This window comes from Streptomyces sp. NPDC091412, from assembly GCF_044756885.1.
GTDB lineage: Bacteria > Actinomycetota > Actinomycetes > Streptomycetales > Streptomycetaceae > Streptomyces.
Window position 1 is genome coordinate 340,566 of record NZ_JBIVTV010000004.1, and the last position, 25,362, is coordinate 365,927.

At 68.0% G+C, this 25,362-nt stretch carries 26 protein-coding genes and 1 tRNA gene; 20 read left to right on the top strand and 7 right to left on the bottom strand.

Features of this window, described 5'->3' with window-relative positions:
- Positions 1–64: 64 nt before the first annotated feature.
- From ACIQMV_RS12865 to ACIQMV_RS12880, 4 genes are all read left to right on the top strand, one after another.
- Positions 65–502, top strand: a complete 438-nt coding sequence (locus ACIQMV_RS12865; RefSeq protein WP_402592669.1) for a hypothetical protein — start codon at positions 65–67, stop codon at positions 500–502.
- A gap of 391 nt (positions 503–893) precedes the next feature.
- Entirely contained in the window at positions 894–2,168 is a 1,275-nt protein-coding gene (locus tag ACIQMV_RS12870) for a hypothetical protein (protein WP_402592670.1), read from the top strand.
- A gap of 1,940 nt (positions 2,169–4,108) precedes the next feature.
- On the top strand, positions 4,109–5,917 hold the full coding sequence (locus tag ACIQMV_RS12875) for an RNA-binding domain-containing protein (RefSeq protein ID WP_402592671.1): 1,809 nt from the start codon (positions 4,109–4,111) through the stop codon (positions 5,915–5,917).
- Between the two features lie 9 nt (positions 5,918–5,926).
- Complete coding sequence (locus ACIQMV_RS12880) at positions 5,927–6,316, top strand: hypothetical protein (RefSeq protein ID WP_402592672.1); 390 nt, start codon at positions 5,927–5,929, stop codon at positions 6,314–6,316.
- Here ACIQMV_RS12880 and ACIQMV_RS12885 read toward each other — a convergent pair.
- The 5 genes from ACIQMV_RS12885 to ACIQMV_RS12905 form a co-directional block, all read right to left on the bottom strand.
- Positions 6,297–6,950 (bottom strand): hypothetical protein, encoded by a 654-nt coding sequence (locus ACIQMV_RS12885; protein ID WP_402592673.1) that lies wholly within the window; start codon positions 6,948–6,950, stop codon positions 6,297–6,299. The genes ACIQMV_RS12880 and ACIQMV_RS12885 overlap by 20 nt on opposite strands.
- A 224-nt stretch (positions 6,951–7,174) precedes the next feature.
- A complete protein-coding gene (locus ACIQMV_RS12890; RefSeq protein WP_402592674.1) occupies positions 7,175–7,465 on the bottom strand; it encodes a winged helix-turn-helix domain-containing protein in 291 nt (96 codons plus the stop codon).
- A 302-nt stretch (positions 7,466–7,767) separates the two neighbouring features.
- Entirely contained in the window at positions 7,768–8,433 is a 666-nt protein-coding gene (locus ACIQMV_RS12895; RefSeq protein WP_402592675.1) for a hypothetical protein, read from the bottom strand.
- Between the two features lie 520 nt (positions 8,434–8,953).
- Positions 8,954–9,205: a hypothetical protein gene (locus tag ACIQMV_RS12900; RefSeq protein WP_402592676.1), complete on the bottom strand. Its 252-nt coding sequence runs from the start codon at positions 9,203–9,205 to the stop codon at positions 8,954–8,956.
- A gap of 122 nt (positions 9,206–9,327) precedes the next feature.
- A complete protein-coding gene (locus ACIQMV_RS12905) occupies positions 9,328–9,789 on the bottom strand; it encodes an NUDIX hydrolase (protein WP_402592677.1) in 462 nt (153 codons plus the stop codon).
- A gap of 18 nt (positions 9,790–9,807) precedes the next feature.
- Here ACIQMV_RS12905 and ACIQMV_RS12910 point away from each other — a divergent pair, with 18 nt between their 5' ends.
- The 11 genes from ACIQMV_RS12910 (at position 9,808) to ACIQMV_RS12960 (ending at position 17,218) form a co-directional block, all read left to right on the top strand.
- Positions 9,808–10,587 carry a GntR family transcriptional regulator gene (locus tag ACIQMV_RS12910; protein WP_402592678.1) on the top strand — a complete coding sequence of 260 codons (780 nt, stop codon included), beginning with the start codon at positions 9,808–9,810 and terminating at the stop codon, positions 10,585–10,587.
- Between the two features lie 138 nt (positions 10,588–10,725).
- Positions 10,726–11,082: a hypothetical protein gene (locus ACIQMV_RS12915; RefSeq protein WP_402592679.1), complete on the top strand. Its 357-nt coding sequence runs from the start codon at positions 10,726–10,728 to the stop codon at positions 11,080–11,082.
- Between the two features lie 2 nt (positions 11,083–11,084).
- Positions 11,085–12,437 (top strand): FtsK/SpoIIIE domain-containing protein, encoded by a 1,353-nt coding sequence (locus tag ACIQMV_RS12920; protein WP_402592680.1) that lies wholly within the window; start codon positions 11,085–11,087, stop codon positions 12,435–12,437.
- Positions 12,438–12,520: 83 nt separating this feature from the next.
- Positions 12,521–12,724, top strand: coding sequence for a hypothetical protein (locus ACIQMV_RS12925; RefSeq protein WP_402592681.1), 204 nt, complete (start codon positions 12,521–12,523; stop codon positions 12,722–12,724).
- Positions 12,724–13,413, top strand: coding sequence for a DUF2637 domain-containing protein (locus ACIQMV_RS12930; RefSeq protein ID WP_402592682.1), 690 nt, complete (start codon positions 12,724–12,726; stop codon positions 13,411–13,413). Before ACIQMV_RS12925 ends, ACIQMV_RS12930 begins: the two co-directional genes overlap by 1 nt.
- 19 nt (positions 13,414–13,432) lie before the next feature.
- On the top strand, positions 13,433–13,624 hold the full coding sequence (locus ACIQMV_RS12935; RefSeq protein WP_402592683.1) for a mobile element transfer protein: 192 nt from the start codon (positions 13,433–13,435) through the stop codon (positions 13,622–13,624).
- A gap of 12 nt (positions 13,625–13,636) precedes the next feature.
- Positions 13,637–13,792, top strand: a complete 156-nt coding sequence (locus ACIQMV_RS12940) for a hypothetical protein (protein ID WP_402592684.1) — start codon at positions 13,637–13,639, stop codon at positions 13,790–13,792.
- Positions 13,793–13,817: 25 nt separating this feature from the next.
- Complete coding sequence (locus ACIQMV_RS12945) at positions 13,818–14,135, top strand: SpdD-like protein (protein WP_402592685.1); 318 nt, start codon at positions 13,818–13,820, stop codon at positions 14,133–14,135.
- Between the two features lie 88 nt (positions 14,136–14,223).
- Complete coding sequence (gene repSA, locus ACIQMV_RS12950) at positions 14,224–15,630, top strand: replication initiator protein RepSA (protein WP_402592686.1); 1,407 nt, start codon at positions 14,224–14,226, stop codon at positions 15,628–15,630.
- Positions 15,627–15,824: a helix-turn-helix transcriptional regulator gene (locus ACIQMV_RS12955; protein ID WP_402497129.1), complete on the top strand. Its 198-nt coding sequence runs from the start codon at positions 15,627–15,629 to the stop codon at positions 15,822–15,824. Before repSA ends, ACIQMV_RS12955 begins: the two co-directional genes overlap by 4 nt.
- Positions 15,824–17,218, top strand: coding sequence for a tyrosine-type recombinase/integrase (locus ACIQMV_RS12960; RefSeq protein WP_402592687.1), 1,395 nt, complete (start codon positions 15,824–15,826; stop codon positions 17,216–17,218). The genes ACIQMV_RS12955 and ACIQMV_RS12960 overlap by 1 nt, the downstream gene beginning before the upstream one ends.
- Before the next feature lie 179 nt (positions 17,219–17,397).
- Here ACIQMV_RS12960 and ACIQMV_RS12965 read toward each other — a convergent pair.
- Positions 17,398–17,470, bottom strand: a tRNA-Arg gene (locus ACIQMV_RS12965).
- Positions 17,471–17,791: 321 nt separating this feature from the next.
- Between ACIQMV_RS12965 and ACIQMV_RS12970 the strand changes: the two genes are divergently transcribed.
- The 5 genes from ACIQMV_RS12970 (at position 17,792) to ACIQMV_RS12990 (ending at position 24,266) form a co-directional block, all read left to right on the top strand.
- Positions 17,792–19,402, top strand: a complete 1,611-nt coding sequence (locus tag ACIQMV_RS12970; RefSeq protein WP_402592688.1) for a dynamin family protein — start codon at positions 17,792–17,794, stop codon at positions 19,400–19,402.
- Positions 19,403–19,405: 3 nt separating this feature from the next.
- Positions 19,406–21,469 carry a GTPase gene (locus ACIQMV_RS12975; RefSeq protein WP_402592689.1) on the top strand — a complete coding sequence of 688 codons (2,064 nt, stop codon included), beginning with the start codon at positions 19,406–19,408 and terminating at the stop codon, positions 21,467–21,469.
- A 207-nt stretch (positions 21,470–21,676) separates the two neighbouring features.
- Positions 21,677–22,174, top strand: a complete 498-nt coding sequence (locus tag ACIQMV_RS12980) for a single-stranded DNA-binding protein (RefSeq protein ID WP_402592690.1) — start codon at positions 21,677–21,679, stop codon at positions 22,172–22,174.
- Positions 22,175–22,480: 306 nt separating this feature from the next.
- Complete coding sequence (locus tag ACIQMV_RS12985) at positions 22,481–23,887, top strand: Cys-Gln thioester bond-forming surface protein (protein WP_402592691.1); 1,407 nt, start codon at positions 22,481–22,483, stop codon at positions 23,885–23,887.
- Positions 23,888–23,948: 61 nt separating this feature from the next.
- On the top strand, positions 23,949–24,266 hold the full coding sequence (locus ACIQMV_RS12990) for a hypothetical protein (RefSeq protein ID WP_402592692.1): 318 nt from the start codon (positions 23,949–23,951) through the stop codon (positions 24,264–24,266).
- Between the two features lie 159 nt (positions 24,267–24,425).
- Here ACIQMV_RS12990 and ACIQMV_RS12995 read toward each other — a convergent pair whose 3' ends face one another.
- Positions 24,426–25,079: a GPP34 family phosphoprotein gene (locus tag ACIQMV_RS12995; RefSeq protein ID WP_402592693.1), complete on the bottom strand. Its 654-nt coding sequence runs from the start codon at positions 25,077–25,079 to the stop codon at positions 24,426–24,428.
- Positions 25,080–25,362: the final 283 nt, after the last annotated feature.

The following is a 25,362-nucleotide window of genomic DNA, read 5'->3' on the forward strand; positions in this document are numbered from 1 at the left end:
TTATGGTGACGGCTGTGGGAACGGTGCTTGGTGTGGTCAGCACTCTTGTTGCTGACCACGTCCGGTGGCGGTGCAATATGAGGAACTGGCCGCCGGCATTTCCGGGCTTGGGGAGGCTGTGCGCCTGCAAGGACGCACGCTGATGCTCGTCCGCGGCCACCTGATCTACCCCCTCCGCTACGCGAAGAGAGACGTGCCCGTCACGGCTGCACGTCTCCGCCGGGCCACAGGCTTCCGAGCAGACCTGATCTGTCGCCACGGTCCGCCACCCAGGCAGCAGGCATTCGACCTGGACTGGGGAGAACTCGATGCTTCCGAGGTGCATCCAGATCTGGAGCTGCTTCCCGAAGGCGTGCAGCTCGTCCTCGTCGCCTACACCTGCTCCATGGAGAAGGGCGTCATGCGCATCGAGTGGGGATCCGCGGAGCTGCGCCGCGAGGACCGGTACTTGATCGGCACCGTCACGAGCCGCTGCCCATCGCAGATTGACCCGGAGCGGTGAGCGGGCGAATACAAGCGTCAACGGCTCACGACGCCAGTTCTCCGGGCTTGGGCAGTCGCAGATCAACTTCGGTAGCCCAGGCCAGAGCGGGTTGGGGGCGGTCGCCGGTAGGTACCGACTGTCAGTGTTGGTCGGCCTCGGACGGCCCAGGGCGCTCACCTTTCGTGATCACCACTGCGTAAGGGCGGACGTGACTGGTGACACCCTCCCGAAGTCAGCGTGGCTGTACCGGGCCTCCACGTGGCCGCCCGCAGCCGTCCGTCGGCATCTACCGGCGCGTTGACTATGCCGAATGGTGATACGTCATGACGGTGGAACATAATGCAGGACACGACACCACGCGGTGTGGGATCATCATTTCCTCAGCGTCCACGCGATCTCCGGAAGAATGATGACTGCCGATAGCAACCCAGCGGACTCCCTGAAGCCAAATTCTCCATTGCTTGCCCTGGAGAAAAAAATCCAGGCGGAGGGCATCTCCTGCGAATGGGTGGCGATGTGGGACGAATCAGTATGCCTGCAGATTAACGTTGCGTCTGGAAGGAGCTCTCGCGCTGCGCTGATTTCTGAGAAAAATGCACTCATGTGCTTAGAGATGGATTTCACGAAAATTCGCGCCCTCGGCGAGTACGAAGCATTTGAGGCATTGGGTGAAGATCCCTGTATCGAAGTTGCCCTTTCGGCCAACAGCGGGCCAACTCACCGTCTGGTGGAGCGTATCCCTGGATGGGTAACTGCAGATCCTGCGAAGCCACGTGCCAGAAATATGGGATCCGTTACAATAACCGGCACTAGGGGCGAGGGTTGGTCTGCGGAGCTCAGTCCACCCTCCGAAAGATTCGATATTCTGTCCAGCTTTGGGGCCGTCACTCTCAAACTGAAGGGGCGACAGCACAGTACTTACAATGAGGCTTTGGCGTTTCTCGAAAGCGCGGGCAACGCCATCCTCTTCGAGCTCGATCTGAAGTATGGCCTTTCATTCACCTTCCGGCGAATGCGGCCCGTGGGTGCAATGAGATTTGGTCGGCGGACTCACCAAAATGCAAGCGCTCCTACGCTACCTAAGCTTCAGTACGCCGCTGAGCCTCTGAGTCTCTACCGGTACGCCCGGTCAGCGGTGGGCATGCCCTTGCTTGAGTTCCTCGCCTACTATCAGGTACTCGAATACTACTTCTCTCGTTACAGCCAGCGAGATCTTCTCGATAAGCTGCGCAACGAGTTGCGTGATCCAAACTTTAGAGCGGATGATGAGCGTCACTTGTCGCGCATCCTGCGGATTACACGTCAACCTGGAAGGGGGTATGGAGACGAGCGTAGCCAGCTGAAGGCAACGGTTAGGTATTGCGTTTCCGAAGATGCAATTGCAGATTTTTTCTCGGCGAATCCTGAAGTCCTTGGGCACTTTGGCGCTAAGAGGCAAGTAATTGTAGGGCTAGAGCCAGTAGACCCGAAACGGAAAAAGGGAGACCTAGCCGACTTGCTTTGCGAGAGGATCTATGAAATCAGGTGTCGAGTGGTTCACACGAAGGAAGACGGCGGAGGTCAGGTGGACTCACTACTGATGCCTTTCTCGCCTGAAGCCGAGTCTCTCCGTGCCGAGAATGTACTCATGCGGTTCCTGGCACAGAAGGTGCTCATTGCAGGCGCTGTCGATCTGCCCGCATGAAAGCTCCCAGGTCGGCGGAGCGGCTTTGGGCTGGAGTTTCAATGACCGAGTCAAGGGCGCATGCGGCACTCGATCAGTTCTTCTGGAAGGGCTAGGCCTCTGACCTGCGGCCGCGTGATCGCTCAACGCTGAGACCCGCCGCTTAGCTGCGGGCGGTTGTCAGCGTTGGTCGTCGTTGAGCGCCCTTCGACGGCCCCGACACGGCCCGGCGGCTAGCGGCGTCCGTAGTCCGACGGGGATTTCCCGAGGCGCCAGTCGCTTGGCTTCTGCGTCCGCATGGATTCCCTCGCCGCCGCGTCTGCACGCGCTAGGCGCTCAGCCCGCTCTACCTCGCGCTGTGGCTGGTTGTTGATGTTCTTGGCCCGCAGCTTGTGTAGGCAAGCCAGGTGGTATGTGCGCTGCTTGGGCGCCTTGGAAGTTGCCTGGCCGGGCTTTATGTACATGCTGCAGTAGGCACAACGCTGCATCTGTCCTACCCCCAGACTGCCTAGCTCCTTGCAGCCATCATGGTCTGGAAACAGGTATGACGCACGCGGTTCCGCGAAACGGCCGCCAAGAAACGAGGAGGCGCTCTGACCTGTGAGCGAGAGGTGCGTGACCACGCGGTCGGCGGAGTCTCAATGGGCGTGGCAAGCGCCGGCAACTGCGGTCAGTAGCCGGTCTACTGATCATCGGTCCGGCTGACCAGCAGGACCGAAGAAGCCCACGGCTCTGACCAGTTCAGATGCCGTGGGCTTCTGTCGTTGTCGGTCGGCGTCGGCTGGCCTTGGACGGCCCAGAGACGGCCCGGCGTCTCGTTCTCGTAGAGGGGGCTGCACCCAGCCCAGCGAGTGCCAAAGCGCTCACTTGGTTCGCCTCTGCGTTGGCCGGGCCTGGGAATGTGAGTCCGGGCGTTCCGACCACAGCCGGTCTGGGCGCGCCAGGGCAGTAGCGTCCACGGAACCTCCAGCATCGATAAACACACTGCGGCGCAGGGTACTTGGCAGTGCTGTACAGCAAGCCTGGGCTACAGCGGTGCAAGTGCTCGCTCTGATACAGACGGTGGCTGAGCGCTATGTGAGACCCGTAGGGTGGCTCTGGCTGCCAGAGCCGGCAGGTTGCCCCACCCTTGAGAGGACGCAGGTGTCACCTCGTACTCGCGCCAAACTCGTCGCCGTCCTTGCCGGTGCGGCTGCTGTCATCGTTGTGCTGCTGCCAGTCAGCTTCAACAGCGACGGCGTGAGGTACTCATGTGGATCAGCGGTCTCAGCGGCATTTCACAGATGGCCCGGTTGCCGGGACGCTGCCCCTCCTTATCTGATCGCTGCAGTCGTCATTGCTGCCGTTGGCGCCGTAGTTGCCCTCGCCATGGCGAATAAGGATCACTGAGCCACGCCGACTCGGGCTGGTGTATTCCACCCTCCGCATCCCCATCTGGCTCCGGCATGTGCGGCCTCTCTGTCCCGAAGCAACTTGAGCGGGTGGCTGATCTTGGGCTGCTACCCCTCTCGCCTGTTGCGGTGGTCCGCAGGCGTCCGTACCTGTCCGCCGCTGTTCTTCGGGTTGTCGCGCAGTTAGGCCGCCGTCCGGGTGAGGGCCTTTCAGCGAGCAACCATGAGAAGCGCCAGCGCTGAAGTGAGACGCGTGCCCGGACCACAGCCAGCACCACAAGCCTCCGACGCAGAACCCCACTGTTTGTGGAGCTGAGATGCTTGATCAGCCGCGATCAGATACTCAGCGTGACTGGGACGGCTGCTTAGTGGTGTCCTCGGCACTACGCTCCGTCGCTACGCTGCACCTACGGTGACGGAGCGTAGTGCCGAGGACCCGGGATGTTTGATTGCTTTGCGGGAAGATGGGGGATGCTTGGGTGAATCTTGACCTTTGTGGATCTGGAACGCCCAGGTCACGCGGGTTTGGGGATGTGGCAGATCCACAACCAACACCGCTAGGCTCACTTTGTGGATCTGACTGAGCTGGTTACCGTCATTGCCGATCTCCGAAGTGAAGGCAGCGACTTCGCGGAGGTCGAAGTCAAGCGTGCCGCTGACGGGTTTCCCCAGAGCGTTGCGCCGACCATCTCTGCGTTCGCCAATACTCCAGGTGGCGGGACCTTGATCTTCGGTCTGGATGAATCCGATAACTTTAGCTCTGTGGGCGTTTACGATTCAGCGGCTTGCAAAGCTGCGCTGGCGTCATTGTCGCGTAATGGGATCGAGCCAGCGGTAAATCCTCGTATGTGGGATTTCAACTTCGAGGGTAAGTCGATAGTTGCGGCACAAATTGACGAGCTTGCTAGCTCGGTTAAGCCTTGTCGCGTCAAGGGGACGGGGAAGGCTTATCTCCGCTCGTATGACGGGGACTATGAACTCTCTGAGCTGGAGGAGCAGGCTTTCATCGCGAATCGCGATACGCCGCGATTCGATCAGGCCGTAGCGGGTGACTCCAGCAAGGAGGATTTGGATGGCGCCCTAGTCGAGTCGTATATCGAGAACTGTCGGGCCACGTCTCCGGCCCTTGCCCGATTTGATCGAGATGAGATCCTGTTTCGTACCGGCGTTGTTGCGGGCCCTGATCGTCGGCCCACGGTAGCCGGCCTCCTTGCGTTGGGTATCTATCCGCAGCAATTTTTTCCGAACTTGGTGATCCAAGCTAGCGTAACTCCGGGTCCTAACGATCCCCCCGGTACGCGAGCTGTCGACGCTAAGAGGTTCGATGGGCCCATTCCTCTTATGCTTGAGCAGGCGTTGAGCTGGGTTCAGAGAAACACAAGGACTAGAGTGCGCTTTGGCTATGACGGTCATGGCAGGGATGAGTCGGAATATCCGGTTGAGGCTGTTCGTGAACTCTTGTCGAATGCTCTGATCCACCGAGATCTGGGCCCTTACGCGCTGGGCGAGGCCATTACCCTCAAGATTGACAACAGTCAGCTCATCCTGAGTAACCCTGGAGGGCTTTGGGGCCTGAGTGTAGATCGGTTGGGTCTTACCGGGGTGACCTCTGCGCGCAACGGATACCTTGTGCGGATTTGCCAGAACGTTCGCTATTCGCGAGGCCAGCGAGTGGTGGAAGCCCTCGCGTCGGGCATTCCTACAGTTCTTAGGTCCCTCCAGGAGGCTGGTATGGTGCCTCCGCGTTTTCACGATCAGGGTGTTAGGTTTACGGTGCGTGTACCCAACCACACCCTTTTGGCTCCTGCCGATCTTGAGTGGTTGGCTTCGCTCAATCCTTCCGCGCCTCTCAGTGATATTCAGAGGCACGCTCTTGTTGCGATGAGGCACGGCACGCGCTGGACAAATAAGACTCTTCGTGACGCCTTCCCCATGGACTCGCTCGAAGCGCGAAATACGCTCGCCGGGCTGGTTGATGCGCAAGTCGCGGAGGCTGTTGGTGAGCGAGGGGGAAGGATCTATCAACTCGCCTCAAACCTCACTGAAGGGCTGCGCTCCGAGCAACAGAGTATTCCGCTGGGGACCGAGGAGAGTGCGGCGCCAAGTGAGCCTGCTGATGATTCTGTGGGTGTTGAGGAAGATGTGACTCCGCGCTCGCGAGGTGCGCGACGCGAGAACGCAAGCAGAATTGCCGAATTTCTGATGAACGGTCCTTCATCGGTAAGTGACATTCGTGATGCTACGGGGCTTTCGATTCGGCAGGTCGAATATGCAATGGAACTGTTGAGGACGGAAGGGAAGGTCGTTCTGTTGGGGAAGCGTGGCGACCGGAGCAGCCGCTGGTCCTTGTCTCAGGTTGGACCCGTCGGGGAGAGCTAACAGAGGTCGGTGGAACGGCTTTGGGCTGGAGCTTCCGGCGCGTCGGGCAGTCTGTGGACCTGCCTGGCGGGCCTGGACCCGACCACCCTCGGCGACCTGCTGCGGGTGGCAACGCAGACCGGCCGGCTCTTCGACAAGGCGCCGAAGGCAGTGGCCGGGGTACGGGCCGTCTCCTTCCCGGCCGAGCTGCTCGCCGAGGTGACGCGCCACCTGGAGCAGTTCGCCGCTCCCGGCCGTGACGGTCACGTCTTCGTCGGGCCCCAGGGCGGGCAGTTGCGGCGGAGCAACTTCCGGGACGACTGGGTCAAGGCCCGGAAGGCTACGGGCGTCTCGGCCGAGCTGCAGCGGGCACTGAGCCCAGGTTGGCCGCTTGCTGGCCTCACGCTTTCTGGCCCTTGAGAACGCTTGCGGCAAGGTCGTCGACGGCCCGACGGAGGTCTCGCTCCGACAGTGAATCTTTGGGGCCGAACCGCTCGACGTAGAGCGTTGCTCCACCACCTATGTCAACGGTGAGCTGAGCCTTCCAGGCGTCGCCGTACATGACTTGGCGGGCAGCGGCACGCCCCTCGATCAGCAGCGGTTCCGCCTTCTCTGGGATTACGTCTGTACCATCCACCGTCTGCTGCAAAGACGCTGTGGTGGGGTAGAAGGCGACCACGAACCCAGCTGGTTCAGCGGCGCCGTCCTCCGTCATCATCAGATAGCAGGAGGCGCCACCCTTCTCCTCAGCCATAGGAGATGCCTCTCTGATGCTGAGCTGCTGTTGCGTCGCACCGCTCACGAGATTGCAGACAGTTTTCTTGCTGACCCCGGCAATGATCGGAGCGCTTCCAGGCGTCGAGGCGCTCGTAGACCTAGAGGAGTGCGCAATGGCATAGCCGAGGCCGGCGCCGACAGCAAGAGAGATCACTGCGGTGAGGGCCAACATGCTCGTTGCGGGGCTACGACGGCGCTGTGTGAGAGCCGAAGCTGCTTCCTTGGGGGAGCCCACGGCTGGGCCACTGTCGTGAGCTGAGGTGTCCTCGCTGGCCATGGCGAGAGCATCACATCGGCACCGTGGCCGATGCCGTGATGATGCCTGATCGTTACGGGTCGAACGGCGAGCCATCAGCTTGGGAAGCTGCGATCATTTGTCGCGGATTCGGACGCTGACCTGGGCGAACGGTCGGGCCAGTCGCCTCTTCGGGCTCGGTTGCTTTCACCGTGATTCCCCGGTGCTCCCCGCTTGATCTGGTGCGTTTGTGGCGCGCGCCCAGGTCATGTGCGTCGCGCTTCGGCTTTGCCTGCTTCAGTCAGCGTCCATGTGTCGCGCGGACTGCCGCGCTCAAGAAGGCCATCCCGAACAAGATCCTTACGTTCCCATGCAACGAGGTTCTGCCATCTCGGTTCAGGTCTGGTCCTGCAAGGTCGCCAGTCCTCTTCCGAGAGCCTGGACCCGTACAACTCCTCGATGCGCCGGATGGTGGCTTGCTTGGACGCGGTGCCACCGAGTTGGTAAAGGGCGACCAAGATCTGCGGCCGGAAGGCCTTCTGGGGAGTCTCTGCCATGGCTCGCAGGCTAGTGACTCACCGAGGTCGGCGGAGCCTCAATGGCCGAGTCAACTGGAGTCCGCCGTCCATCGGTTGAGGACGACGGACTCCGTCGGACACAAGTTTTGCGCTCCAGCCTCATCCTTATCAGGTCGATGACCTGGGGTACGCGATCTCCAAAACTTCCGTCTGTTGTCCTTGTCAGCCCGCCGCCAAGGTTCATCGGTGATCGGCAGGATCCGCCGCTGTTGGTGTCAGGCATTGATGTCATCGACCACCGTGAGGCTTGACAGCGCTCGCGTACTTCCGCCCTCAGGCTCTCAGAAGAGTCGTGGTTGATCACCGAAAGCCTTGAGCCAGTCGATTAGCTCTATGGAGCTACGGACGAAGGCCCGTGCCGCTTGGGCACTGACAACCTGCTCACCGTGGGCGGCGCGGTTCCGCAGCCTACTCATCTCCACGATGGAGTTCCTGATGTCCGGGGGGAGCGGCAAGGCCTCTACAAGCTGCCTGGTCGGCCGCCGGCGCTCTACGGTCGGCAGCTCCCTGTCTTCGAGACGCCGCAGCTCGCTCTCCACTCCGATGAACGCTGCAACGACGGCAGCATGAGGATTGTTGTCCGTCAACAAGATCAGAGCGTCGTCCTCGTCTGGAGCTGTCCGAAGATACCCGCGCACCAGATGATGTCGCGACTGGTCAGCAGCCTCTTCGGCGGGTGGTTCCGCGGCTCCGCCTGCACTGGGGCCTGACGGCTCGGGGCCTTCAAGCGCGTCGCCCGGCGGGTGGCTGAGGACAGCTACCTCTGCGCCCTCGCTCGCCTCCAATACTCGCTCGGAGAACTCGGCGTCGATCCCCGGGCCGCTCAGCAGCCTTATTCGCCGTATGAGGTCTTTGAACTGCCCGCGAAAGCCGTACACGATGGCCAACGTAGTGACGGGCCAGATCAGGACCTTCAGGTAGTCCAACACCATGCGGGCGACATCCACTTGCACATCATCTCGGACAAGCGGTCTCTGCGAAGCGGTTTGCCGTTACCTCTGTCATGAGACGCGCAGGCAAGAGCACAGCTAAACCACCACTCTCCCCAGCTCCCATCCCGTCCGCCGTCGACCCACACACCGTGGAGCGGGCGTGGTTCCTGGCGTCCAGGTGGAGCGCGCCACTGTACGAACGACCTGGACGCCAGGGGCCGCGTCTGCTCGGCTCTGCCTGGGTCGACGGTGGACGGGATGGGAGCCCTCAACGCACGCCACGCATGGGCCCGCGGTCGGGAACGGCGCCCCCTCCATCCCGGTGCCGGCCGATCCCCCGCCGGAGGCATGGTCTTGACCGTGGCGGCGTAGTTCAGTGCTCGACTCATGGCCCTTCGGCCCTATCCACATGTGGGCGCGCGTCGGCGGCGGCAGCGCCGAGCGGGCCGAAGGCAGGAGCGCGGGCGCAGCCAGAGCCGGGAAGCGCGCCCGGCGGAGCGGAGCGCAGCCGGGGCTTGATGAAGTAGGGAAAGTCTTATCCCTCGGCCGGATGGGCCTCTTGTCGGTACTCGTCGAACAGGCTGAAGAACAGCTCGACCGCAGGTACGCCGGCCTTTTGTGCCTCGCGTTCGATCTCGACAGCCCAGCTAAGGGAGCTGTGACGGCCGAGCCGCTGCCACAGCCACTCGGCGAAGGGGCCCTGAGTGCCGGGGCTCCAGAAGGCGAAGTCTTCCTCGGCACCGTGCACGGCCATCGCGGCTCGGTAGCCGACGAGCATGGAGTCCAAGTGCTGGAGTGAGCGGCCGCGTAGCCACATACCGGGGCGGAGGCGAATCTCATCGAGGAACTCATGGACGCTGGACAGTTCTGTGAGCTGCCTCGGTTGCCGACGTGCGTTGTCCGCTTCTGTCATCGGGTGAGCAACTGCCTGCCGTCATGGCTGCGTACGTGGGGGCCATTGCCGTCCAAGGCGTCCAAGAGCCTGACCGCGAAGGCCTCGGACATGCGCTCGCTGACCTCGTCGGGTGTGAGCCAGGAGACGGCCGTGGACTCGCTTGAGGTGCGTTCGGTGCCGCCGGAGGGCTTGCAGCGGAAGACCAGGGCGACGACGCCGCGGGTCATGTTCTTGTAGACGCCGGTGAGTTCGTCGACCTCGATGTGGATGCCGGTCTCCTCCAGGACCTCGCGGGCCACGCCGGCCTCGGGGGTCTCGTCGAGTTCGAGGATGCCGCCGGGGAGTTCCCAGGTGCCGTTGTCGGCTCGGCGGATCGCCAGGAGGCGGCCGTCCCCGCGCACCACTACTCCGGCCACGGACACGGAGTGTAGGGGGGACGGTGTCGCTTCCTGTGGTTGACTCATGTAGAGGAGCATAGGAGGCAGAGAAGGACTATGGGAACTGCGGCTGGAGGGGTCGGTTCCGGGCCTCGATATGTGCAGATCGCGGACGAGATCATGCAGCAGATCCGGGCGGGTGTCCTGAAGCCTGGCGACATGGTGCCGAGCGAGTCCGAGCTGGTGGAGCGCTATGGCGTGTCCGGCGGGACGATCCGTAAGGCCATGGTCGAGGTGCGGGCGAGCGGGCTGGTCGAGACCCGGCACGGCAAGGGCTCGATCGTGAAGAACCGGCCTCCCGTGCGGCACCGCTCCTCCGATCGCTTCCGGCGTTCGCTCCGGCAGGGCGGGAAAGCGGCCTACCTCGCCGAGTCCACGCAGTCCGGCGCCACCGCCAAAGTCAGCGTCCTCTACATCGGTCCCATGGAGGCGCCCGAGGGCGCCGCCGAGCGTTTGGGCGTCCCCGTCGGCACTCAGGTGCTCGCCCGCCGACGCCTCTACTTCCGCAACGGCACCCCTGTCGAGACCGCCACGTCCTACCTTCCCTGGGACGTCGTGAAGGAGATCCCGGAGTTGTTCGCCGAGAATCCCGGCGGCGGTGGCATCTATGCCCGACTCGAAGACCATGGGCATGAGTTCGCGGAGTTCGTGGAGACGCTCCAAGCGCGGCCGGCCTCCAAGGCGGAAGCCTCGGAGCTGGCATTGAGCCCGGGGGCGCCCGTCGTCCACCTGATCCGGGAGGCTCGTACGACCGCGGGTCTCGTGGTCGAGGTGTGCGACACCCTCATGGCCGCTGACCAGTTCGTTTTCGAGTACCGGATCCCTGCCGCCGACTGACACACCCTCAACTTCCCGCAGCCCGTCACGGGTTCTTCTTCGTGGCGGGTTGACTCATGTATAGGAGTCGGGCACTCTTCTTCATGTCACTCCTACACATGAGTGACGAAGTCCCGCATCTATAGAGGAGTGGTTTCCGTGCGTCAGATTCCCGTCGACACCTCCGGCGCGATCGTGATGGTCGCCAAGTCCCCGCAGGTCAAGGTGCGTGACCGTCGTACCGGCGAGATCGCCACCGACGCCGAGACCGGGGCGAAGCTGATGACGGTCGACGTGATGTTCGCGGCGAACGAGGAGGTGGAGATCCTTTCCGTCACGGTCCCGGAGCCCGGGATCAGCGGCGAGCTGTCCATGGGCACGCCGGTCGCGCTCACCGGCCTGATCGCCCGGCCCTGGGAGAACGACTTCAACGGCCAGAAGCGGCACGGCATCGCGTTCCGTGCGGTCGCGGTCACCTCGCTCGCCGACGTCGCCGCAAGGCCCGAGGCGGCCTGATCATGACCGGCTTCACGGTCGCCCTGGTGCTGGTCGCCGCCGCCGCGGGACTCCTGCGGTGGCGGCGCCCCGCCTGGTATTGGTTGACCTTCGGGGTCACGCTGGCCGTGGTGCGGGTCCTGGTCCGGTACGGCTCCGTCATGGACGCCTGCGGACTGACCGTCCCGCCCGCGCGGTGGCGGCTCGTCCTTGCCAGAGCCACCAACCGGCCGATACCGGAGTCCCGCCCGCCGCGCATCCTCCGGCTGCGGCCGACTCGTACCGGCCTGGTTCTCCGGCTCAAGCTCCGCCCCGGCCAGGACGCCTTCGACATCGCCGCCGCCTCGGACCGGCTCCGGCACTCGTTCTCGATGAACGGCGTGACCTCGCGGGAACTGCGCTCCGGCGTCGTAGAGGTGCGGATGACCGGCTACGACGTGCTCAAGCGGGTGCAGATGCCGGCCGAGACCGATTCCCGGCCCATGCGGGTGCCGGTCGCCCTGCGGCAGGACGGTTCGGTGCACTACCGCGACTACCGGGCGGTACCCCATGCCCTCACCCTCGGAGCCACGGAGTCCGGCAAGTCTGTCTACCAACGCAACCTGGTCGCCGGACTCGCACCGATGGACGTCGCCCTCGTCGGCATCGACTGCAAGCAGGGGGTCGAACTGTTCCCGCTGGCCCGCCGGTTCTCCGCGCTGGCCGACGACCCCGACACCGCCGCCGAAGTACTCGATGCGCTCGTGGCCCGGATGGAACGCGTCTATCAGCTCATCCGGGCTCAGCAACGCATCACCGCTGACGTGCCGGATGCGGAGATCGCCGCCGACATCTGGGATTTGCCGGCAGACGTGCGTCCAGTCCCGGTCGTGGTCCTGGTCGACGAGGTCGCCGAACTCGCCCTGTACGCCAACAAGGAGGAGGAGAGGCGCCGGGACCGCGTCATCACCGCCCTGGTCCGCCTCGCCCAACTCGGCCGCGCGGCCGGCATCTACCTCGAGATCTGCGGGCAGCGCTTCGGCTCCGAACTCGGCAAGGGCATCACGATGCTCCGCGCCCAACTCACCAGCCGTACCGCCCACCGCGTCAACGACGAGACATCCGCCAACATGGCTTTCGGCGACATCTCCCCGGACGCCGTCCTCGCCGCCATCCAGATCCCGGCCGAGATGCGAGGGCTCGCCATCGCGGGCGACTCCTCCGGAGGGTGGCACCGCATCCGCGCCCCGCACACCTCGCTCCGCCAAGCCGTGAACATCTGCAACCGGCACGCCGACCAGACCCCGGACCTGCCCGAACTGGCCTCTTTCCGGACCGCCTTCGGCTCCGAAGCCGTGCCCGTGCCGCTGGTCAAACCCTCCTCGGCCGCTGCCTGATCTCTCCGATCCTCACCGGTCGGCGTGACCGCCTTCGCGCCAGGTCCCTACCCCCGCCATGCCCAAAGAAGGGAGAACCCACCATGTGCCCGAACTGCGAGGACTTCGCCCGGACCGTGCTCCTGCTCGGCCAACTCGCCTTGTACGCCGACATGGCCGGCGCCGACCTCGACTTCGTGGAAGCCGTCAGTCCGTCCCTGGCCGTCTCGCTGCCCGAGCCGCCGCTCGACACGTTCCCGTCCGACGACGACCCCGACGGCGGCCCCGACCACTCGGGTGACTCCTGATGGGCGCCCGTCACGGTCTCCGGGTCGACGCGGTCCTGGTTCAGGCCGTGATCGCCGGTGCCCTGTCCTTCGCCCACCTGCACGACCTCGCCGCGGCTGCCGGACAGAACGGCTGGAAGGCGTGGGCCTACCCGGTCAGTGTCGACCTGCTCCTGGTCGCGGCCTGGCGGCGCCTGCGCAGTGAGGGCCCGTCCCGGCTGGCCTGGTGCTGGTTCGTCGTCGCGCTGTTCGCCTCGCTCGGTGCCAACGTCGCCACAGCCGGGTTCCTCGACCTCACCGACCCGCCCGCCCTGCTCCGCCTCGGCATCGCCGGATGGCCCGCAGTCGCCTTCCTCGGTGGAACGCTCCTCGCTCACTCGTCGGCTGCGGAGTCGGAGCCGGTTCCGCCGGCACCCGTCGCGGACACGCGGGACGCCGTGCCCCCGGCCGAGCAGCCGGTACCGGACACCGAACGCGCGACGGTCACGGAAGCTCTGCCTGTACCCGACACCGCAGCAGCCCAGGAAGCCCACGCCTCCTCCGCCCCGGTGCCTGCTCCTCCGGTCCCCGCCGTGCTGGTCGACCACGCCCGCAAGGTCGCCGACGAGTACCGCACCCGCACCGGATCCCCGATCGACCCCGACACCCTGCGCTCCCGCCTCGGCGTTCCGCCCCACCTCGCCGACGCCATCGCCGCCCACCTCGCCTGACCAGGAAGGAGACACCGCCATGTCCGCCCGGGACAACTTCCACTCCGTGATGCGGATCGGCCCCGTGCAGATCGGCACCCACCGCGACCGCAACGGCAGGACCACGCACGCCGCCGTCTGCACCGCCGACCGCTGCGGCTGGTCCACCGACTACTCCAGCCACACCGCCGCCCAGCTCGCCGCCCGCACCCACCGCTGCGCCGTCCGCTAGGAGACACAGCCCATGGACGTCCCCCTCTGGTTCGCCCTGCTGGCCGTCGGCTACCTCGGCGTCAAGCTCATCCGCCCGCCCTGGTGGCTCATCGCCGTGCTGCTCCTCGGCGGCTACCTCCTCGCCGACAGCCTCCTGGCCCCCGTCATCGACGCCGCTGTCAGGTAACCCGCCCGCGAAAGGAGATCCGCCCATGTTCCGGCCCAAGCTCCCGGTCATGCCGCAGCCCACCGGCCCGGCCACCCCGCCCACGGTCGTCGAGCCGACCAGCATCACCCCGGGCACCCCGGTCCCGCCGCCGGTGCCCGTCGCCCCCGCCTCGTCCCGCCCGGTCGTCCAGGTCACGCCCGGCACCGCGCTCGCCCTCGTCGGCGGTGGCACGGCCGTCGTCCTGGTCCTCGGCGCCGTCCTGGTCTCTCTGCTCCTGGCAGTCGCCATCACCGGCGCCTCGGTCGCCGTCTGCGCGGTCGTCCTGCGCTCCCTGCTCGCGTCCGACGCCAAGCGACGCTGACCGGCTCCCGGGCGGCCTCGATACCGCCAAGCATCCGCCGCCCGGGCGCCGTCCCTGTCCGATCTCGCAACCGGAAGGAACCCCCAGCATGGCCCACCGCGCCTCACCCGCGACACCGAGCGCGCCCACGCCAGACACATTGCTCGACCCCACCACCCTCCGGGACGTGCTCCGGGTGGCCTCGGCCTCCGACTACGCCCGCTGGGAAGACCAGGTCCGCCGCACCGGCGGCTGCGCCGACCCGATCCACCTCACCGGCTGGATCCTCCACAAGGACAAGACCACCGGCGAGACCCTGCACCACTACTCCACCGCGAACGAGCCGGGCGGACGCCTCCGCCTCGCCTGCGGCAACCGCCGCGCCTCCCGCTGCCCGGCTTGCGCCTGGACCTACGCGGGCGACACCTACCACCTGATCCGCGCCGGCCTGGCCGGGGACGCCCGCCGCGACATCCCCGCCGCCGTCCGGGATCACCCCCGCGTCTTCGCCACCCTCACCGCCCCCTCGTTCGGCCCGGTCCACAACCGCCCCGACCACGGCACCTGCCGCTGCGGCACCCGGCACGCTTCCGACGCCCCGGAGTTGGGCACCGCCCTCGACCCGGACACATACGACTACGCGGGCGCCGTGCTGTTCAACAACCACGCCGGACAGCTCTGGCAGCGCTTCACCACCCGGCTACGTCGCGAACTCGCCGCCCGTGTCGGCCTTCCTCGCCGAGAGCTCGCCGAACACCTTCGCGTCTCGTACGGCAAGGTCGCCGAGTTCCAGAAGCGCGGGGCCCTGCACTTCCACGCCGTCGTACGCCTCGATGGCCCGGAGGGTCCCGGGACGCCGCCGCCCGCCTGGGCCACGGTCGACCTCCTCACGGACGCGATGCGCGCCGCCGCCGCGCACTCGTACGCGTCCGTCTCGGTCCCGGCAGCCGGTGACCAGCCGACCAGGACGTTCCGATGGGGTCGACAGCTCGACGTCCGCCCGGTCAAGGCCTTCGGCGACGGCTCCGACATCACCGAACAGGCCGTCGCCTCGTACGTGGCCAAGTACGCCACCAAGGCCGCAGAGAACACCGGCACCCTGGACCGCCGCATCGGCGAACTCGCCGAACTCGACCGCCACCAAGTCCCCGACCACACCCGTCGGCTCATCACCGCGTGCCGCGACCTGGACGCCCTGTATCCGGACCGGCGCCTCTGGGCCTGGGCGCACATGCTCGGCTTCCGCGGGCACTTCTCGTCCAAGTCGCGCACCTACTCCACGACCCTCGGCGCCCTCCGCCAGGAACGCGCCGACTACCGCGCCGCCCAGGAAGCATCCGCCCTGGGCCTCGACGACCGGGAGCCGGACACGGTCCTCGTCCTGACGGACTGGCAGTACGCCGGTCACGGCCACACACCGGGCGAAGCCGCCCTCGCCGCGACCGTCGCGCGTGACCTCCAGACCAACCGTGAGACCGCTCGCGACGCCCTCCTGAGCGAAGGGAGCACGACATGACCACGGCCATCCGGTCACGCAGCATGCTCACCCTCGCGGAGGTCTGCGAGGAACTGGCCATCTCGCGCTCGACCTTCTACGACTGGCGAGCCAAGCGGCGTGCGCCGCGTTGCATCAAGCTCCCGAACGGTGACCTCAGGATCCGGCGGAGCGACCTCGAACACTGGCTCGACGACCGTGAGGACGCCGCCTGATGGAGACGACGTACGAGGTCAAGATCTACAAGATCCTCACGTACAAGGGCGCCCGGAAGTCCACCTACACGGTGCGCTGGATGGTGGCGGGCAAGCGCTGGCGTGAGCCGTTCGGCACTGTCGCGCTCGCCGAGGGCTTCCGCTCCGAACTCATCACGGCGACCGGCAAGGGGGAGGCGTTCGTCATCGCGACCGGCCTGCCGGTATCGCATCGCTCCAAGTCGGCCGCCATGAGCTGGTACAAGTTCGCCGTCGAGTACGTGGACGCGCGCTGGGCCCAACTCGGCGGCAACAGCCGGAAGAACCTCGCCAAGACCCTGACCGCGACCACCGTGGCGCTCCTGCGCGTCAAGCCCGCTCAGTTCGAACCCGCTGCGGTGCGTACCGCCCTGCGCGAATGGGCGTTCAACACGAACCGGCGCGGTGCGGCTCCCGGCGACGTCGAGAGCATCCTCAGGTGGGTGGAGCGGAACTCGCTTCCCGTCTCGGCCTGGGAGGACCCGGACAAGGTCGACGAGGTCTTACGAGCCCTCGACACACGCCTCGACGGCAGGCAGGCCGCCGCCTGGTCCCGCAAGCGGCATCGCCGGATCCTGAACGTCGCCATGAAGCACGCGATACGGCGGCGCATCCTGCGGGCCAACCCCCTTCCCAAGGGGAAGGACACGACCGCTGCCACCAGGACCACCAACGCCGTGGACAAGCGGTCCTTGATGAGCCCGGACCAGGCCGCGGCCCTCCTCGACTGGATCCGGCGTCGGCCGCGCGGTGGCAGACGCCTGCACGCGTTTTTCGCCACGCTGTACTACTGCGGTCCGCGTCCCGAGGAGGCAGTGGCCATCCGGGTGAAAGATGTGACCTTGTCCGCTCCTGATGCCGCAGACCAGTGGAGTGAACTTCTGTTCCACACGGCGACGCCGGAGGTCGGCAAGCAGTGGACCGACACGGGGGAGATCCACGAAGAGCGTGACCTGAAGGGCCGTGCCGAGGGGGAGACCCGCACCGTGCCGGGGCATCCCGCTCTGACGCGCATCCTGCGACAGCACATCGAGGACGAGCGGCTCCAGCCGGGTGACCTGCTCTTCCAGGGGGAGAACGGCGGCATCCTCGCGGGCTCCGTCATCCGCCGGGCCTGGCACGGCGCGCGCAAGACGGTGCTGGCTCCCCACGTCTTCGAATCGCCGACGGGCAAGCGCGTGTACGACAACCGGCACACGCGCCTGACGAAGTGGCTCAACGACGGGATGCCGCCCGCTCAGGTGGCGGACTGGGCCGGCAACAGCGTTCCGGTGCTTCTGGCCACGTACGCCCGCTGTGTCGAAGGGCAGCTTCCTGATCTCAAGAGGCGGCTCGAAGCCGCGGGGGACCTCCCCGATCCGCCGGACATCGGCTGACCGTCCCCGCCGAGAACTTCGACACGTATTCGACACGGCCACCCGCTAAAACCCGGTGACAGCCGGACAGCCCCGGAGCCTTCCCATGATCGTCGGGGGAGTGCCCGGGGTTTCGCGGTGCGCCGTGAAACCCGGTCTGACCAGCAAAAAGCCCTCCCGAGAGGGAGGGCTGTCACAGGCGCCCCCGGCAGGACTCGAACCTGCGGCCAAGCGCTTAGAAGGCGCCTGCTCTATCCACTGAGCTACGGGGGCCTGGTGTGGTGGCCTCTGTCGCGGTGCCCTGGTGGGGGCTGATCCGTGACATCGCCGGGGACAAGGATAGGGCTCCCGGATCCATGTCCCGGTTGCTTCGCCTCCGTGGCTCAATGTGGAGGTTCGGTGAAGCGGTCCTGATAATCGCAGGCGGGTACGAATCGTGCATCGCTTTTGACGTCCGGCGCACCTGGTGTTGTGCACTCGTTATGCCTGGACTGTACCCGCGTCCCAGTCGTCCCTTCCGTCCGTTGTGTCCAATCGGCGCGCAGACATGCTCATATGCTTCAGAATTCCCCTAAAATTGGGCATTCTTCGCATGTGGTGACCTTGGACGTACGGCCTCAGCTGCTCGACGCACTCTCCGCCCTGCGCGACCGTGTCGCCGCCGCACGCTTCCCGCTGCCCCTGGCGGGGGCTCCGCGCGCGCGTGCCAACCGCGACGAACTGCTCGCTCAACTCGACGACTACTTGGTGCCCCGGCTGAGAAGGCCCCAAGCGCCGTTGCTGGCGGTCATCGGGGGGTCGACAGGCGCCGGGAAGTCGACCCTCGTCAACTCGCTCGTCGGACGGCGGGTCAGCGAGGCGAGCGTGCTGCGGCCGACCACACGGACCCCGGTGCTGGTCTGTCATCCGGAGGACCACCACTGGTTCAGTGGGATGCGCGTCCTGCCGGACCTCACGCGCGTGTGGGTGCCCAGAGGCGACCCCGCCGGCGACGACCTCCTGATGAAGGAGAGCACCCCTTCCCGGGTGCTGCGCGTGGAGACCGTCGACACCCTGCCCCCCGGTCTCGCGCTCCTCGACGCGCCCGACGTCGACTCGCTGATCGCCGACAACCGCGTCCTGGCCGCCGAGCTGATCTGCGCGGCCGACATCTGGGTCATGGTCACCACGGCGTCCCGGTACGCCGACGCGGTCCCGTGGCACCTGCTGCGCGCGGCCAAGGAGTACGACGCCACGCTGGTGACCGTGCTGGACCGGGTGCCGCACCAGGTCGCCTCCGAGGTCTCCCGCCAGTACGGGGCGCTGCTCACCAAGGCCGGACTCGGCGAGGTACCGCGGTTCACCGTGCCCGAGCTGCCCGAGTCGGCCTGGGGCGGGGGCCTGCTGCCCGCCAGTGCCGTCGCGCAGCTGCGCACCTGGCTGGTCCACCAGACCCAGGACTCCGCGGCCCGGCAGTACGTCATGGCCCGCACGGCCCAGGGGCTCCTCGACTCGCTGAAGTCCCGGATGCCCGAGCTGGCCGGTGCCGCCGCCGCCCAGTACGCCGCCGCGCTGCGGCTCACCTCGGCCGTCGAGACCGCCTACGACAGCGAGCACACGCGCGTGCGTGGACGGCTCCAGGCCGGGGCGGTGCTCGCCGGGGACGCCCTGAAGAGGTGGCGCGCCTTCCCCCTGGACTGCTCCGCCGGGGAACTGCTCGACGCGCTCGTGGAGAGTCTGGGCTCCCTGCTGCTGTGCGCGGTCACCGCCGCCGACGAGCGCGTGGACGACGCCTGGCGGCACGAGCAGGCCGCCACGGCGCCGGGGCTCACCGACCGCGACCGCGCCGCGGAGAGCGCCGAGCAACGCATCGGGCTGGCCGTACGGCGCTGGCGGCGGGAGCTGGAGGAGCACGCCGAGGACGAGGTGCGCCGGCTGGACCGGAACGTCGCGCCGGACGCCGAGGCCGTCGCTGCCCTGGCCGCCACCGGACTGCTGGGAGGCCGCCGGGCGCGGTCGGCGGGGGAGGGCCTCGCCGAACGGATCGGCGCGCACGGAGCACTGCGGCTGCGCGACCGCGCCGGGCGGCTGCTCACCGAACACCTGGACCGGGTGATCCACGCCGAGCGCGAGCGCCGTCTGGCCCCGCTGGACGCTCTCGGCGTACACCCCGAGCCCCAGGCCGAACTCATCGCCGCGCTGTCCGTACTGCTGAAGGAGAGGTGACCGGTGACCGCCGTCACTGACCAGGACCGAACGGAACACACCGATCAGACGCAGGGCACCGTCCTCAGGGACGGAGAGACGGACGGAGGGCCGGGTGGGGAGAGGGCGAGCGGGGAGACCTGGATGCGCGACAGGGCGGCAGACGCCAGGGCCGAGGGCGGCCACGGCGCCGAAGGCGTGCCCGAGGCCGGAGACGCGACGTCCGGGGACGCCAGGGGCCACCGGGTCCCCGGGGCGGCCGCCTCCGACCACCTGGTGACCGGGCAGGTCACCATGATGAAAAAGGTCGCCGCCGCCCACGCGCGCGTGGAGCACGACGACTGCGACGCGCGCGGGACGGCCGACGGCACATGGAGGAGTACGGAGGCCGAGGGCGCCTGGGACGACGGGCTGATCGCGCGCCGTGCCGCCGAGACGGACACCACTGCCGAACTCGTACCCGCGGAGCCCCGGACCGCCCGGCAGCCGGGCGTGCCCCCGCTGGCGTACGACGGACCGCTGCGGTCCCGGCTCGACGCGCTGCGCGAGCTCGTGGGCCTGTCCCGCACCCGGCTCGACAGCCAGACCCTCGCGGAGGCGGGCCGTGTCCTCGACGAGGCCGCGGCGCGGCGCCGGCTCTCCGGGCAGCACACCGTCGTCGCCATCGCCGGCGCCACCGGGAGCGGCAAGTCCCAGCTGTTCAACGCCCTCGCCGGCGTCGCCATCTCGGAGACCGGAGTACGGCGGCCGACCACCGCGGCGCCCATCGCGTGCAGCTGGAGCGACGGGGCGGCCAGTCTCATCGACCGGCTCGGCATCCCGGGTCGGCTGCGCAGGCGCCCGGTGCAGGCCCCGGACGCCGACCCGCAGCTGCGCGGCCTGGTCCTGGTCGACCTGCCCGACCACGACTCGGCGGCCGTGCAGCACCGCGAGCACGTGGACCGCATCCTGCGGCTCGTCGACGCCGTCATCTGGGTCGTCGACCCGGAGAAGTACGGCGACGCCGTCCTCCACGAGCGCTACCTGCGGCCCATGGCCGGCCACGCGGAGGTCATGTTCGTCGTCCTCAACCAGGTCGACCGGCTGCCCGGCGAGGCCGCCGACCAGGTCCTCGACGATCTGCGACGGCTGCTCGACGAGGACGGGATCGCCCTCGGCGAGTACGGCGAGTCGGGCGCGACCGTGCTCGCGCTGTCCGCGCTCACCGGGCACGGCGTCGGTGAGCTGCGCGAGGCGCTCGGTCAGTTCGTGGCCGAGCGTGGAGCCGCCGTGCGGCGCATCTCGGCCGACGTGGACGCCGCGGCGCAGCGCCTGCGGCCCGTCTACGCCGCTCGGTCGAACGTCGGGCTCAGCGAGGAGGCGCGCGAGGAGTTCGCGGCCCGGCTCGCGGACGCGGTGGGCGCCACCGCCGCCGGCGAGGCGGCCGAGCGGGCCTGGCTGCGCAACGCCAACAAGGCCTGCGGCACGCCCTGGCTGCGGCTGTGGCGGTGGTGCCGGATCCGGCGCGAGGCGCCCACCGGACGGTTCCTGCTGCGCAACCAGCAGGACGAGGAGGCCACCGCGCGGCAGCGTGTCGAACACGCGGTGCGCACGGTGGCCGACCAGGCCTCGGCAGGCATGCCGGGGCCGTGGGCGCAGGCCGTGCGTGAGGCCGCCGTACGCGGTGCGCACGGGCTGCCCGAGGCGCTGGACCAGCTGGCGGCGCGGGCCGGGCTGCCCTCGGGGCGGCCGCCGCGCCCGGGCTGGTGGCCCCTCGCGGTGCTCGTGCAGGCGGCGATGACGATCCTTCAGGTCGCCGGTGGTCTGTGGCTGGTGGGCCAGATCGTCGGGGTGACGGTGCCGAACCTGGGGATGCCGGTGCTGCTCATGCTGGCCGGCATCGTGGGCGGGCCGCTCGTGGAGTGGAGCTGCCGGATCGCGGCGCGCGGACCCGCACGGCGGTACGGCCAGGATGCCGAGCGCCGACTACGGGAGGCGGCCTCGGGGTGCGGCCGGGCCCGGGTGCTGGATCCGGTGGCGGCGGAGCTCCTGCGGTACCGGGAAGTCCGGGAGCAGTACGCGCTGGTGCGGGGAGCGGGGGTCGGATGACGGGCGGTCATCGCCCGCGAGGGTGACGGAGTTTTCCCCAGGCAGGCGGTGGTCCACAGGGCTCGGCGGGCTCGGCCCGGACGGAGGCACTCTGGTTCCGCGGCGATCGCGACGGACGCGGTCGTCACGGCAGAGGCAGCCGTACGGGACGGGCCCGTACGCGTGTCCGCCCGGACCGAGCGGCCGGGCGAGGGAGGGGATTCGACGATGAACGAGACGATCGTGTGCACCGTGGGCAACGTGGCGACGCAGCCGGTGCACCGGGAGTTGCCCTCGGGCGCCTCGGCGCGGTTCCGACTGGCGGTGACCTCGCGCTACTGGGACCGGGAGAAGAGCGCCTGGACGGACGGCCACACCAACTTCTTCACGGTGTGGGCCAATCGCCAGCTCGCCGCCAACGCGGTGGCGTCGCTGACCGTGGGCGACCCCGTCATCGTGCAGGGCAGGCTGAAGGTGCGTACCGAGAGCCGCGACGGCACCAGCCGGACCTGGGCGGACATCGACGCCCTGGCGATCGGCCACGACCTGGCGCGGGGCACGTCGGCCTTCCGGCGCACGGCCAGGACGGAGCCGCAGACGGCGAGTCCGCCGCCGCGGCCGGAGCCCGCGTGGGAGGCGGCCGCCGCGGACTCGGAGGTTCCACGGGAGCCGGAGCCACAGCCGGTGCCGGAGCCACAGCCGGAGCCGGTCGCGGCGGTGTGCTGAAGGGAGTGTGCCGAGCCATCCGGCCGGACTGCCGGTCGTCATTGCCGCTCATCGGCGTACGCGCCCGGGATGCGCCCGGGAACTCCCCAGAGGACTCCTCGACGAGCCCCGCTCACAGGGGCCCGGTGATCTTGGCGATAACGATTGCGATTCGGATCGGCGATCTGACGATACGACAGCGAAGTCCTGGTGTGCGGGATCCATAGGATGCCGGACACAGCTCTCTGGGCTTGTCTCTGGGCTTTGAGGTTTCTGCCGGTGGGACCAGACCCCCACGTCAACGGGTCCTGCTCGAAGGGGAATTCTGTGTGTGCTTGGTACTCTGCGCCGCCCGCGCGCAGGCGGGGGGCGGCCCGGCTCGCCGCCGCCACCCTGGTCTCCGGATTCGTCGCAGCCGGTGTGCTGGCCGCCGCAGGCCCGGCCGTCGCCGACGACATGCCGCAGAGTCCGGGCGGTGCGACCGCCACCATCGGCGGCCTGAAGACCTACGGCACCGCCGTCATCCATGACGACGGCGGTGACCACCAGGTCTCGGCGGGCCTGTTCGAGATGTCCGTCGACGGCGGCGGGACCCTGCAGACCTACTGCATCGACGTGCACAACCCCACGCAGCGGGACGCCAAGTACCGGGAGACGCCCTGGAGCGGCACCTCGCTGGCCGCCAACAAGAACGCCGGGAAGATCCGCTGGATCCTGGAGAACTCCTACCCGCAGGTCAATGATCTCGCGGCGCTCGCCGCCAAGGCCGGCGTCGGGAACCTCACCGAGCAGGACGCGGCGGCCGGCACCCAGGTGGCCATATGGCGCTACTCCGACGGCGCGGACGTCGACGCGGCCGACCCACGGGCCGAGAAGCTCGCGGACTACCTGGAGGAGAGCGCCCGCGCCCTGCCCGAGCCGCGGGCCTCGCTCACCCTCGACCCGGCCGCCGTCTCCGGTCGTCCGGGCGAGCGGGTCGGCCCGGTGACCGTGCACACCAACGCGAGCAGCGTGACCCTGACACCTCCCGCGGGCGCCGCCACGAGCGGCGTGCGGATCGTCGGCAAGGACGGCAAGGAGATCACGTCCGCAAGGGACGGCAGCCAGGTGTTCTTCGACGTGCCCGAGGACGCCGGGGACGGCTCGGCGACGCTGACCGCGCAGGCCTCCACCTCCGTGCCGGTCGGACGTGCCTTCGCCTCCGACAGCCGCAGCCAGACCCAGATCCTGGCCGGTTCCAGCGAGTCAACGGTCGCCGCCACCAGCGGCGCGACCTGGGCCGCCGAGGGCGCGATACCCGCCCTGTCCGCGGTGAAGAACTGCGCCAAGGGCGCCCTGGACATCACCGCGGCCAACAAGGGCGACGAGCCGTTCACCTTCGAGCTGATGGACACCCGCTACAGCATCGCCGCGGGGGCGTCCGAGACGATCACCATCCCGCTCCAGGAGGACCAGGCCTACGACTTCACGATCAGGGGCCCGGGCGGCCACGCGGAGCGCTTCGCCGGCGTCCTCGACTGCCGGACCCAGGGCAGCCCGGGCGGCGCCGTGACCCAGACCGTCGGAGAACCGACCCCCGTCACGGCGGGCGGCGGCACCTCGCCCAACCCCAACCTCGCCGAGACCGGCGGCACCAGCACCACCCCGCTGATCGCCGCCACCGGCCTCAGCCTGCTGGTTCTGGGTGCCACGGCCCTGAGCATCGTCCACAAGAGGAAGGGCGCCGGGAACTGATCTAGCGTGGTGGGGGGACATCGAGCGGATGCCCGGCACCGGCCGTTGAACGGGGTGTGACATGACCGTGCGAGCGAGCAGGACGGACCCCGGTACGGCGGCTGCCGGCGCACCGGCTCCGATCACGAAGTCCCACGGCGCCCGCGCCGCGGCCGAGCGGGTCGTCTCGGGCGATTCGGTGAGCGTCTCCCTGGGCGGTCTCCGCTTCGAACTGCCGCCGCGGGACCAGCTCGCCTACCTCGCGGGCCTCGGCCTCCTCACGGCTTTCGACCTCATCGAATGGCCGGTCGCGCTCGCCATCGCCGTCGGCCACGAACTGGCCCGCAGCCATCGCGGCAAAACCCTGCGCGAGTTCGGCGACGCCCTGGAACAGGCCTGAGCGCGCACCCGCGTGCTGGATGTCCGAATGGTGATCAGGGCCGTGACCTGTGCGTACTCGGCAGGGAAGCCCTGATCACCGATCACTGCGGTTCGACCGTGCCAGTGAACGCGGGACGTTCACCAAGCGGGGCGCGGTCGTGATGTTCAAGGCAACCCCTCACCCCGTCACCCCAGGTACGGAAGACAAGATCACCGCCACTGCGGCCAGGGCCGCCGATACCGCCCTGCCTCCCGTCTCCGTCGGCCCCAGGCCGGCCGCCACCTCCGCCATGCGCGGGACCGTCTTCGCCGGGCCCTCGTCGGGGAGAGCCAGGTCGTGCAGGCCCGCGTGGTGGAGCAGGGTGATCAGTTCTGCCGCCCCCTGTGCCGGGGATGCTCCGGCCAGTACCACCGCGGCCAGTTCGCCATGCAGCGCGGCCGGTACCGACGGGTCCGTGACCGGGTAGCGGTGGGAGCCGAAGGCACCCAGTATCTTGCGGCCCTCCCGGCGAACCAGGCCCTTCGCCAGCAGGCCGTCGTAGGCGGCCGTCAAGGCCTGGTCGCGTACGGCCAGGAGCCATGCCTGGGGCTTCGCCTCCGGGTGCTGCCGAATCTGCCCGGTCACCGCCGACGCCAACGGATCTTCCTCCGAAGGCTGCTGTACGGCGACCAGCCGACCGTCGCGGTCCACCACCCCGCCGGACAGCACGAGCCGTAGCAGTGGTGCCGCCGCGACGGCGCATCCCACCCTCAACTGCTCCCGCGGCGTTCCGTCCCGCGTGTCCAGCCCGAGCAGCACGATCTGCTCGCTCACTGTCAGTCCCGCGTCCATCGGCCCCGCTTTCCCCTCACAACGCACGGCGTCCGCCGCACGGTTCCGCCCGTTCCGGCCCGCGCACGAACGCCCGGAGCCGGCGCTGGTTGCTGTACAGCAGCGGAGTACAGCAACCCCCAGGGCCAACCACAGCCAACCGCCGGCAGTCCGCCATGACCGCGCGACCAGCGTCCTGGACGTAGGTTGACCGTGACCGCTCAGAGCACAGCGGCTTACTTGGGGGCGCTCCGCGGACGAAAAGGATCAGCGTCCGAAACGCAGCTCCCCCAGCGGACCACCC

Excerpts from the sequence above, each read along its gene's own strand:
- ACIQMV_RS12980 (WP_402592690.1), top strand. The coding sequence starts at position 21,677 with ATGAACGAGACGATCGTGTGCACCGTGGGCAACGTGGCGACGCAGCCG.
- ACIQMV_RS12925 (WP_402592681.1), top strand. The coding sequence starts at position 12,521 with ATGTGCCCGAACTGCGAGGACTTCGCCCGGACCGTGCTCCTGCTCGGC.
- ACIQMV_RS12995 (WP_402592693.1), bottom strand. The coding sequence starts at position 25,079 with ATGGACGCGGGACTGACAGTGAGCGAGCAGATCGTGCTGCTCGGGCTG.
- ACIQMV_RS12870 (WP_402592670.1), top strand. The coding sequence starts at position 894 with ATGACTGCCGATAGCAACCCAGCGGACTCCCTGAAGCCAAATTCTCCA.
- ACIQMV_RS12920 (WP_402592680.1), top strand. The coding sequence starts at position 11,085 with ATGACCGGCTTCACGGTCGCCCTGGTGCTGGTCGCCGCCGCCGCGGGA.
- ACIQMV_RS12885 (WP_402592673.1), bottom strand. The coding sequence starts at position 6,950 with ATGGCCAGCGAGGACACCTCAGCTCACGACAGTGGCCCAGCCGTGGGC.
- ACIQMV_RS12955 (WP_402497129.1), top strand. The coding sequence starts at position 15,627 with ATGACCACGGCCATCCGGTCACGCAGCATGCTCACCCTCGCGGAGGTC.
- ACIQMV_RS12990 (WP_402592692.1), top strand. The coding sequence starts at position 23,949 with ATGACCGTGCGAGCGAGCAGGACGGACCCCGGTACGGCGGCTGCCGGC.
- ACIQMV_RS12890 (WP_402592674.1), bottom strand. The coding sequence starts at position 7,465 with ATGGCAGAGACTCCCCAGAAGGCCTTCCGGCCGCAGATCTTGGTCGCC.
- ACIQMV_RS12910 (WP_402592678.1), top strand. The coding sequence starts at position 9,808 with ATGGGAACTGCGGCTGGAGGGGTCGGTTCCGGGCCTCGATATGTGCAG.
- ACIQMV_RS12905 (WP_402592677.1), bottom strand. The coding sequence starts at position 9,789 with ATGCTCCTCTACATGAGTCAACCACAGGAAGCGACACCGTCCCCCCTA.
- ACIQMV_RS12945 (WP_402592685.1), top strand. The coding sequence starts at position 13,818 with ATGTTCCGGCCCAAGCTCCCGGTCATGCCGCAGCCCACCGGCCCGGCC.
- ACIQMV_RS12935 (WP_402592683.1), top strand. The coding sequence starts at position 13,433 with ATGTCCGCCCGGGACAACTTCCACTCCGTGATGCGGATCGGCCCCGTG.
- ACIQMV_RS12960 (WP_402592687.1), top strand. The coding sequence starts at position 15,824 with ATGGAGACGACGTACGAGGTCAAGATCTACAAGATCCTCACGTACAAG.
- repSA (WP_402592686.1), top strand. The coding sequence starts at position 14,224 with ATGGCCCACCGCGCCTCACCCGCGACACCGAGCGCGCCCACGCCAGAC.
- ACIQMV_RS12930 (WP_402592682.1), top strand. The coding sequence starts at position 12,724 with ATGGGCGCCCGTCACGGTCTCCGGGTCGACGCGGTCCTGGTTCAGGCC.
- ACIQMV_RS12940 (WP_402592684.1), top strand. The coding sequence starts at position 13,637 with ATGGACGTCCCCCTCTGGTTCGCCCTGCTGGCCGTCGGCTACCTCGGC.